9 protein-coding genes are annotated in these 8,691 nt (G+C 43.9%); 4 read left to right on the top strand and 5 right to left on the bottom strand.

Features of this window, described 5'->3' with window-relative positions; all coding sequences use genetic code 11:
* The 5 genes from PLH26_RS17455 to PLH26_RS17435 form a co-directional block, all read right to left on the bottom strand.
* Nucleotides 1-1,476, bottom strand: a 1,476-nt coding sequence (locus PLH26_RS17455) for a ribonuclease R family protein (RefSeq protein WP_324587316.1), incomplete at its 3' end; no start/stop codon positions are given.
* A gap of 8 nt (nucleotides 1,477-1,484) precedes the next feature.
* The gene (gene lpxK, locus PLH26_RS17450) at nucleotides 1,485-2,561 is read right to left on the bottom strand and encodes a tetraacyldisaccharide 4'-kinase (RefSeq protein WP_324587315.1); all 1,077 of its coding nucleotides are present in this window, start codon (nucleotides 2,559-2,561) and stop codon (nucleotides 1,485-1,487) included.
* Nucleotides 2,551-3,120: a 5-formyltetrahydrofolate cyclo-ligase gene (locus PLH26_RS17445; RefSeq protein ID WP_324587314.1), complete on the bottom strand. Its 570-nt coding sequence runs from the start codon at nucleotides 3,118-3,120 to the stop codon at nucleotides 2,551-2,553. The genes lpxK and PLH26_RS17445 overlap by 11 nt, the downstream gene beginning before the upstream one ends.
* Before the next feature lie 71 nt (nucleotides 3,121-3,191).
* The gene (locus tag PLH26_RS17440; RefSeq protein WP_324587313.1) at nucleotides 3,192-3,734 is read right to left on the bottom strand and encodes an RsmD family RNA methyltransferase; all 543 of its coding nucleotides are present in this window, start codon (nucleotides 3,732-3,734) and stop codon (nucleotides 3,192-3,194) included.
* A complete protein-coding gene (locus PLH26_RS17435; protein WP_324587312.1) occupies nucleotides 3,725-4,573 on the bottom strand; it encodes a DUF3822 family protein in 849 nt (282 codons plus the stop codon). The genes PLH26_RS17440 and PLH26_RS17435 overlap by 10 nt, the downstream gene beginning before the upstream one ends.
* Nucleotides 4,574-4,687: 114 nt before the next feature.
* Here PLH26_RS17435 and PLH26_RS17430 point away from each other — a divergent pair, with 114 nt between their 5' ends.
* From PLH26_RS17430 to sufD, 4 genes are all read left to right on the top strand, one after another.
* Nucleotides 4,688-5,014, top strand: coding sequence for a HesB/IscA family protein (locus PLH26_RS17430; RefSeq protein ID WP_324587311.1), 327 nt, complete (start codon nucleotides 4,688-4,690; stop codon nucleotides 5,012-5,014).
* A gap of 32 nt (nucleotides 5,015-5,046) precedes the next feature.
* Nucleotides 5,047-6,495: a Fe-S cluster assembly protein SufB gene (gene sufB / locus PLH26_RS17425; protein ID WP_324587310.1), complete on the top strand. Its 1,449-nt coding sequence runs from the start codon at nucleotides 5,047-5,049 to the stop codon at nucleotides 6,493-6,495.
* A 140-nt stretch (nucleotides 6,496-6,635) separates the two neighbouring features.
* Complete coding sequence (gene sufC, locus PLH26_RS17420) at nucleotides 6,636-7,397, top strand: Fe-S cluster assembly ATPase SufC (RefSeq protein WP_324587309.1); 762 nt, start codon at nucleotides 6,636-6,638, stop codon at nucleotides 7,395-7,397.
* Between the two features lie 22 nt (nucleotides 7,398-7,419).
* Nucleotides 7,420-8,691, top strand: a 1,272-nt coding sequence (gene sufD, locus PLH26_RS17415; RefSeq protein ID WP_324587308.1) for a Fe-S cluster assembly protein SufD, incomplete at its 3' end; no start/stop codon positions are given.

Raw genomic sequence — 8,691 nt, 5'->3', positions numbered from 1 at the left:
CAATCCATAATGCCCTATATTTTCGGGCGTGTATGCCGCTTTGGCCATTGTACGTATCCCCAATTGTTCAAGCACATGCTGTTCGGGCCTGCCCTGCACTGCTGCAAGCATTTTATTGAATGAAGCAGCTATGCCGGCCGGTGTTTTGGTATCGAAGCGGTAGCCGAATTTTTTAGCGAATTCAACAAAAGGCAACAGCTTTTCTTCGTCGGGCGTATCATGTACCCGGTATGGAAAGGGAAGCGGCTGTTTATTGACCTTTATTTTTCCAACCCGCTCCGCTACGGTTCGGTTGGCCAGCAGCATAAATTCTTCAATGAGCTGGTGCGCTTCTTTGCTCTCTTTGATCACTATGCCTGTTGGCTTTCCATCTTCATCAAGCGTAAACCGCACTTCCTGCGAAGAAAAATTAATAGCCCCGTTTTTGAACCGCTGCTTACGGAATTTCTGCGCCATTTCATTCAGCAGCAGTATTTCATCTTTATATATGCCTTCCTTGCTTTCAATGATCTGCTGCACTTCTTCATAGGTATAGCGATGATTGGAGTGAATGACCGTTCTGCCCAGCCAGAAGTCTTTGATCTCTCCTTTGGCAGTAATTTCAAAAATGGCAGAGAACGTTAATTTGTCTTCATTCGGCCGAAGGCTGCACAATACATTTGAAATATGTTCCGGCAACATGGGCAGCACCCTGTCGGGCAAATACACCGAAGTGGCCCTGTTGTATGCATTTTCATTGAGCACTGTGCCGGGTTCCACATAATGACTTACGTCTGCAATATGAACGCCCACTTCATATAGCCCGTTCTTTAATTTTCTGAAGCTGATGGCATCATCAAAATCTTTGGCATCTGCAGGGTCAATGGTAAAGGTGAGGATATTCCGTACATCTTTGCGTTTTTTAACTTCAGCGGCGCCAATGGTATCGGGCATCCTTGCGGCCTCTTCCATTGCATCATCATCAAATTCAAGTGTAAAGCCGGCGTCAACCAGTATTTGCTTCATCGCCATATCGTTCTCATCTGCGGCGTTTAATACACTGATCACTTCGCCATCGGGACTTTTCGTTTTCCTGTCCCACCCGGTTATGCGTACCACTACCCTGTCGCCATTTTTGGCACCGTTAAATTTGCCGGCGGGTATATACATATCCGGCGTTCCTTTGGCTTTGTCGGGGATAAAAAAGGCAAAGTCGGTATTCATTTCCAAACGGCCGATAAATTCAGATTGCTTTCGTTCAACCACGCCCGTTATTTCACCTTCCATTTTTCCTGTTCTTGGATTATACCTGGTAACGTTCACTTTTACCCTGTCGCCATGCAGGGCGTGGTTAAAATCCTGCGGGCGAACGAAAATATCTTTTTCCCGGTTTTCAACTGCCACATACCCGATGCCCGAACGGGTTACATCGAGCGTTCCTTCATAAGTGTGTGTTTGAGGTTTAGCTTTCGCTTTTTTGTTGTTTTTATGTTTCATAAGTGCAATTAAGATTTTATTTTAAAATCCTGTATAAAATTTTCGATCAAATAATTGAACCGTTGCGATTCATTAAATAAAAAATAAGTTTCAATTGGCTGTACATATACCGGCATATTCCTGAGCTCCGCTGCAAATTTCACCAACCGTACCGCATCCTTTTCGGTTACCAGTATCATTTTATCGGCTGCTTTAATTTTTTCAAATCGCTGCCGGATATCCTTCAGGTCATCAATGGTAAAAATATAATGATCCCGGTAATAGATAGCGTCATACGTGGCGCTCTCTTCCTGGATATATTGCTTTAACGGACCGGGATTGGCAATGCCGCAGGCCAGCAATACTTCCGTTTCTTTAGACATGTGTTTTATAGCCCTTGAAATGATATGATAAGGCGCGCCATACCGGATGCCTGTAAAAAAAAGATGTTGCCGGGTCAGGGGCTGTATTTCCGATGTGATCTTTTCTTTTTCCGTGCTACCCAGGTTATCGCTGCATTTGGTGACGATTATAATATCAGCTCTTTTATAGCTGCTCCTGCTATCCCGCAAATCGCCGGTAGGTAAAAACATATCCCTCGTAAAAAGGTTATTGTAATCGGTAAGCAAAATATTAAGTCCCGCTTTTACCGTGCGGTGCTGCAAAGCATCATCAAGTATAATAACATCTGTTCCGGGCCGGTCGAACAACAGCTGGGGGATAGCGATAGCTCTTTCTTCGCCTACCGCCACCGTAACCTCGGGGAATTTGATATGGAACTGCATAGGCTCATCCCCAATATCAAGCGCCGTGGTTTTATCATCGGCCAATACATAACCTCTTGTTTTGCGTTTATAGCCGCGGCTGAGCGTTGCCGTTTTATAGCGGTGAACCAACAGCCTCAGCAGGTATTCCACCATAGGCGACTTGCCTGTGCCACCCACCGAAATATTACCAACACATATTACAGGGAAATTAAATTCTATAGATTGAATGACCTCGTTGTCGTATAAATAATTCCTTATTTTAACGGCAGTACCATATAAAAAAGCAAATGGGAACAACAACACCCTGAATGACCTGAGCCAGACGGAACTAAAATTCATATATCTTTTGTGGTGTTACACAATAAGTTAAAGGTATATCAAATTCATCAGTATCTTCTATCAGCGGTTCCGCCTCAAAAAAAGACAAGCCCACTTTAATTACATTTTTACGGCACTGTGCAAGGAACCTGTCGTAAAATCCTTTTCCATAGCCCACCCGGTTGCCCCGCTCATCAAAGGCCAGCAGCGGAACCAATACCAGGTCAATATCGCTGTTGCTTACCTGCTCACCTCCCGCAGGCTCCATAATATGATACCTGTTCTTTATCAAAACAGTATGTTCATCATACAGATAATGGGTCATGCTGTTGCCTTCAGGAGTGATCCCGGGAACAACAATATTCAGGCCCGGATTGGAAAATTTCAAAAATTCAACAACAGGCCAGGTATCCACTTCCTTACGCATATCTATGGGCAGGTAGGTATGCAGGTATTGCAAAAAAGGCAGCGGCAGCTGCTGAAACCGGATCAGTATAAGATCCTGCATCTTTCCGGTTTCCGCTTCGCCCAGCAGAGTTCGTTTTTGTTTGTATGTATCCCGGAGTTCTTTTTTGGTCATGGTTTTAGGTGTAAGGTATGAGGTGTAGGGTGTAAGTGCAGGATGGCTCCTCCTACCTTAAACCTTACGCCTTAAACCTCTTTTATAAATATCGAAAACACCGTTGTGCCGTAATTCCTGGCGGTTTTGAAGTAAGGATATTTTTCATAATTATTCCCGGGCGTATGCTCCAGCACAAACCATCCTTTGGAAAACAACAGCTCATATTTAAACACTTCTTCAGGCAGATCATCAATATTGCCCAGGGCATAGGGCGGTCCTGCAAAAATAAAGTCAAACTGCTCTTTGCATTGCCGTATGAATGCAAAAACATCCATTTTTATGACCTGTATATTTTCAAATCCGAATGATTCAATATTTTTAGAAATAAATGCATGCATCTTGGGGTCTCTTTCCACTACCGCAAGCGATTTTGCACCTCTTGAAGCCAGCTCATAGCTGATGTTGCCGGTTCCACCAAAAAGATCAAGCGTTTTTAAAGCGCTGATATCAAGGTTGTTTTCAATTATATTGAACAGCCCTTCTTTTGCAATATCGGTGGTAGGCCGGGTATGAGGCATTTTAGCCGGCGGATTAAATCTCCTTCCCCCCGCTGTTCCGCTTATTATTCGCATAAAGCGGTATTGAATAAAGCAGTGAAAAAATGGAGGGGATATTCGTTAAACGCTTCATTGTATTTAAAATCTGCCGGACGTTCATCCAATTCAATGTTCAGGAAATACTTTTGCAGCTCTGAGTACACAGATGAATGATCGTCCAACAGTCCTGATACCCGGAGTATGATCTGCTCACAATCTGCATCGAACTGCCGGCAGGCATTCAGCAAGTGCCAGGTTACATCCTCCGCCGTTTCGTATTCAAAAGTTTGCATGACCTGCAGCTCACCGTCCCGGAACAATGCAAAAAGCAGCTTATTCGGGTAAAAGACCAGGCTGGCTTCATCGCCTTCGGTTTTCCCGGCAACCTGCGTTTTTCTTCTTAGCACCATGGTATAAGCGTGGTAAAAATGCCCTTTCGGGAAATGCGCTCCCAGCAATTGATGCAATGCCACAGGCACCCGGTATACATTGCATACGTTCCATCCCGGCAGCTTATCGGTGAGTATTTCACCCTTATTCAGGTCGCCATAGATCAGATCAATGGAAGGTTTATTCAAATTTTCGTCATACTCCTCTCCGGGCACCAGTATGCTTTCAGGGAAATAATATACTACCGTTACCTTGTTGTATGAGCGTGCAAGCCATTCATTGTGATAGATCAGCTCTTTACAATGATTGAAAGCATTGTATTTGTCGAGATTAACATACTGTAATGCTATAAACTCACGCTTATTGTTGTCTAAAATGCCAAAAAGGAGATGATCCGCCGCTACTTCAACGTATAAATTGCACCGGGCGGCATCTTCTATTTCTGTAACCGGTACCTGTATCTGGTATGCAACATTCACGCTCATGATTTATTGCAGCAATAATAACACATTTTACAGTATATTTCCTTGTTTTCCGCTTTGCGACAATATTCTTATCAGCAAAAATCGTAACTTCGCAAATAGTATAAACCATTTGTTATGATCACTGTTTCTGCTTCTGCAAAAGACTATTTGGACCGGCTGATGGCAGAGGAAAAGAGAGATGAGGAAACCTTTGTGAGGGTGGGTGTAAAAGGCGGGGGCTGCTCCGGTCTTGAGTATAACCTGCACTTCGACAAAGAAAGAAAAGCCGGTGATGAATTATATGAAGATAAAGGTATAAAGATCGTTGTTGATATGAAAAGCCTTTTGTACCTCTATGGCACCGAACTCGACTATTCGGGCGGGCTGAACGGAAAGGGTTTGATGTTTAAAAATCCCAATGCCAGCAGAACCTGCAGCTGTGGAGAAAGCTTTTCGGTATAGATTTTTGGAGTTCGGGATAATACATTATAATTATGGCTAATAATAGTGCTGACATATTAGAGGAATATAGCGACAAAGAGTATGAATTTGGCTTTGTAACGGATATTGAGATGGACATAGCCCCCAGGGGGCTGAATGAAGACACCATACATTTTATATCTGCAAAAAAGAAAGAGCCCCAATGGCTGCTCGACTGGCGTTTAAAGGCCTACCGGTCGTTTTTAAAGCAACCTGAACCACACTGGCAGAATTTTGAGCTGCCAAAAATTGATTTCCAGGATATCTCCTATTATGCTGCTCCCAAATCCAAAGCGAAGTATAAGGATATGAATGAAGTTGATCCTGAGCTGATCGCAACATTCGAAAAACTGGGCATTCCGCTTTCTGAACAAAAAATATTGGCCGGCGTGGCTGTTGATGCCGTTTTTGACAGTGTTTCCGTAGCCACCACTTTCCAGAAAACCCTGAAAGAGCAGGGCATCATCTTTTCCTCTATAAGTAAAGCGGTTAAGGAGCATCCGGAATTGATACAGAAATACCTGGGTTCGGTTGTGCCCCATTCGGATAATCTGTACGCTGCCCTGAATGCAGCCGTTTTTTCGGATGGATCGTTTGTATATATCCCCAAAGGTGTTCGCTGCCCCATGGAATTGTCTACCTATTTCAGGATCAACTCCGAAAATACCGGGCAGTTTGAACGCACGCTTATTATAGCCGACGAAGGCAGCTATGTAAGTTACCTGGAAGGCTGCACAGCGCCAAAACGGGATGAGAACCAGATGCATGCGGCTGTAGTTGAGCTTATAGCACTTGAGAACGCAGAGATCAAATACAGCACAGTGCAAAACTGGTATCCCGGCGATAAAGAAGGCAAAGGCGGCATCTATAATTTTGTGACCAAACGCGGTGTTTGCAGGGGCGCCCACGCCAAAATATCATGGACACAGGTAGAAACGGGATCGGCTATTACATGGAAATATCCCAGCGTGATCCTGCAGGGCGATTATTCAAGCGGCGAATTTTATTCGGTTGCCGTTACCAAAAACAAACAGATTGCCGATACAGGTACTAAAATGCATCATATAGGCAGGGGCACCAAAAGCCGGATCATCTCTAAAGGCATTTCGGCAGGACAGGGACAGAACAGCTACCGTGGACTGGTGCAGGTGGGCAGCAGGGCAGAAAATGCAAGAAATTTTACCCAATGTGATTCCTTACTGATAGGTGACCGTTGCGGCGCTCATACTTTCCCCTATATCGAATCCAAAAACAGATCTGCTACCATTGAGCACGAGGCCACCACTTCAAAAATTGGAGAAGACCAGATATTTTACCTGAACCAGCGGGGAATAGATACTGAAAAGGCAGTGGCGCTTATTGTGAATGGATATGCCAAAGAAGTGCTGAACCAACTGCCTATGGAGTTTGCCGTGGAGGCACAGAAGCTGCTATCCATTACGCTGGAAGGAAGTGTGGGATAGGGAGAGGTGAATAGTGAATGGTGAGTAGTGAATAATGAGAGTTAAAAAAGACATTTAATGTTCAATTCATAATAAATCAATTAACGAATTCAGTTTCAAAAGGAAGTTATTAAACAAAATAAGAAATACAGCAATATATCATGTTAAGCATAAAAAATCTACAGGCGAAGGTTGAGGATAAACAGATTTTAAATGGAATTAACCTGCAGGTAAATGCGGGTGAGGTGCATGCGATCATGGGACCCAATGGTTCAGGCAAAAGCTCTCTTGCCTCCGTGCTGACCGGTAGAGAAAATTTTGAAGTTACAGGTGGAGAAGTGTTATTTGATGGCAAGGACCTGCTGGAGCTTTCTCCGGAAAACAGGGCCCGCGAAGGCTTGTTCCTTGCCTTTCAATACCCGATAGAAATACCGGGCGTTTCCAATATTAATTTTTTACGGACCGCTTTGAACGAGATAAGAGCTTACCACAATGAGCCGCCGCTGGAAGCGAAAGAGTTTCTCAGGCTAACAAGAGAAAAGCAGAAGTTGGTTGAATTTGATGCCAAACTCACGAACCGTTCTTTAAATGAAGGCTTTTCGGGCGGCGAAAAAAAGCGGAATGAAATATTCCAGCTGGCCATGCTCAACCCCAAATTGTCTATCCTCGATGAAACAGATTCCGGGCTGGATATAGATGCTTTGCGCATTGTATCTAAAGGGGTGAACAAATTGCGTTCCGACAAGAATGCTTTTATCGTAATTACCCACTACCAGCGTTTGCTGGAATACATTGTTCCCGATTTTGTGCATGTGTTATATGATGGAAGAATTGTTAAATCGGGCACTAAGGACCTGGCGCTGGAACTGGAAGAAAAAGGTTACGACTGGATTAAAGAACCCGCTACCACGGCATCGGTTTGATGAATAACGCTATTTTTTTGAAATGATTACCACTACATCACTATACGACCAGTTTGTTGCTTTATACAGAGAGAAAGAAACAATACGGGATAATGACTGGCTGAAGGATTTACGTAAAACGGCGTTTGAAGGCTTTTCCGGTAAAGGGTTTCCTACTATAAAGCTTGAAGACTGGCGCTTTACCAATGTGTCTCCTTATCTGAAAGAGGATTTTCGCCTGCAACCCGCGGCGGCATCTTTGCACGGGCTGCAGAATGTGGCGCATATTCCTTTGCTCGATGCCTATGAAGTGGTTTTGAAAAATGGCATGCTGAATGAAGACGTAAATATCCCCGGCGTAAAGATATCGCCCCTTCGCACCGCATTGAAAAACGAAAGTCTTCAGCCCTATTTCGGCAGGTACATAAATACAGGAAAACATCCCTTCGCCGCATTAAATACAGCTTTGTTTGAAAACGGTATCGTAATAGAAGCAGACAAAAACACCATTTGCGACAAGCCCATTCATATCACGCATGTATACAATGCTGAGGAGGCGTTTTTTGTTCAGCCGAGGTTCCTGGTCATTGCTCACAAAAGCAGCAGGGTCCAGATCATTGAATCGGTAGTAGTGATCGGTGATAAATCTTTATTTGTAAACAGTGTAACGGAATGCTATGTTGCGGAAAATGCGCAGATAGATCACTATAACCTGCAAATTGCCCCGTCTAATACGCACCTTGTTAATTTTAACCAGACGGTGCAGCAAAGCAACAGCCTGTTCAATAATTATACCTATATCTTACCCGATGCTGCATTTGTACGCAATAATATTCATCTTGAACTGAACGGCACCAATACAGAAAGCCATTTATACGGTTTGTATCTCGCAGGGGGCAACCAATTAACAGACAATCATACGGTGGTGAATCATATGTTTCCCAACTGTCTCAGCAATGAATTGTATAAAGGGGTGCTGTTAGACAATGCAAGGGGCGTATTCAGCGGCAGAATTTATGTTCACCAGGATGCCCAGAAAACAAATGCTTTCCAGCAGAACAACAATATACTGCTGAGCGATAAAGCTGTGGTGGATTCAAAACCGCAACTGGAAATTTTTGCAGACGACGTTAAGTGCAGTCATGGCTCTACGATGGGCAGCCTCAACAAAGAAGCGTTATTTTATTTGCAATCAAGAGGCATCGGCGAAACCGCCGCAAGAAATTTGTTGGTGCGGGCATTTGCATTTGATGTTACCAATAAGATCCAGATCCCTGCCGTGAGAGAATATGTTGAAAAACTGATCACCCGTAAA

It is taken from the genome of Agriterribacter sp. (genome assembly GCF_035444585.1).
Classification (GTDB): Bacteria; Bacteroidota; Bacteroidia; order Chitinophagales; family Chitinophagaceae; genus Agriterribacter.
Note: the sequence above shows the minus strand (reverse complement) of the source record. Positions and strands in the feature narration are given on the sequence as shown.

What these genes read in the sequence shown, in the direction of transcription:
- lpxK (WP_324587315.1), bottom strand. Translation starts at nt 2,561, where the DNA reads ATGAATTTTAGTTCCGTCTGGCTCAGGTCATTCAGGGTGTTGTTGTTC.
- PLH26_RS17445 (WP_324587314.1), bottom strand. Translation starts at nt 3,120, where the DNA reads ATGACCAAAAAAGAACTCCGGGATACATACAAACAAAAACGAACTCTG.
- PLH26_RS17440 (WP_324587313.1), bottom strand. Translation starts at nt 3,734, where the DNA reads ATGCGAATAATAAGCGGAACAGCGGGGGGAAGGAGATTTAATCCGCCG.
- PLH26_RS17435 (WP_324587312.1), bottom strand. Translation starts at nt 4,573, where the DNA reads ATGAGCGTGAATGTTGCATACCAGATACAGGTACCGGTTACAGAAATA.
- PLH26_RS17430 (WP_324587311.1), top strand. Translation starts at nt 4,688, where the DNA reads ATGATCACTGTTTCTGCTTCTGCAAAAGACTATTTGGACCGGCTGATG.
- sufB (WP_324587310.1), top strand. Translation starts at nt 5,047, where the DNA reads ATGGCTAATAATAGTGCTGACATATTAGAGGAATATAGCGACAAAGAG.
- sufC (WP_324587309.1), top strand. Translation starts at nt 6,636, where the DNA reads ATGTTAAGCATAAAAAATCTACAGGCGAAGGTTGAGGATAAACAGATT.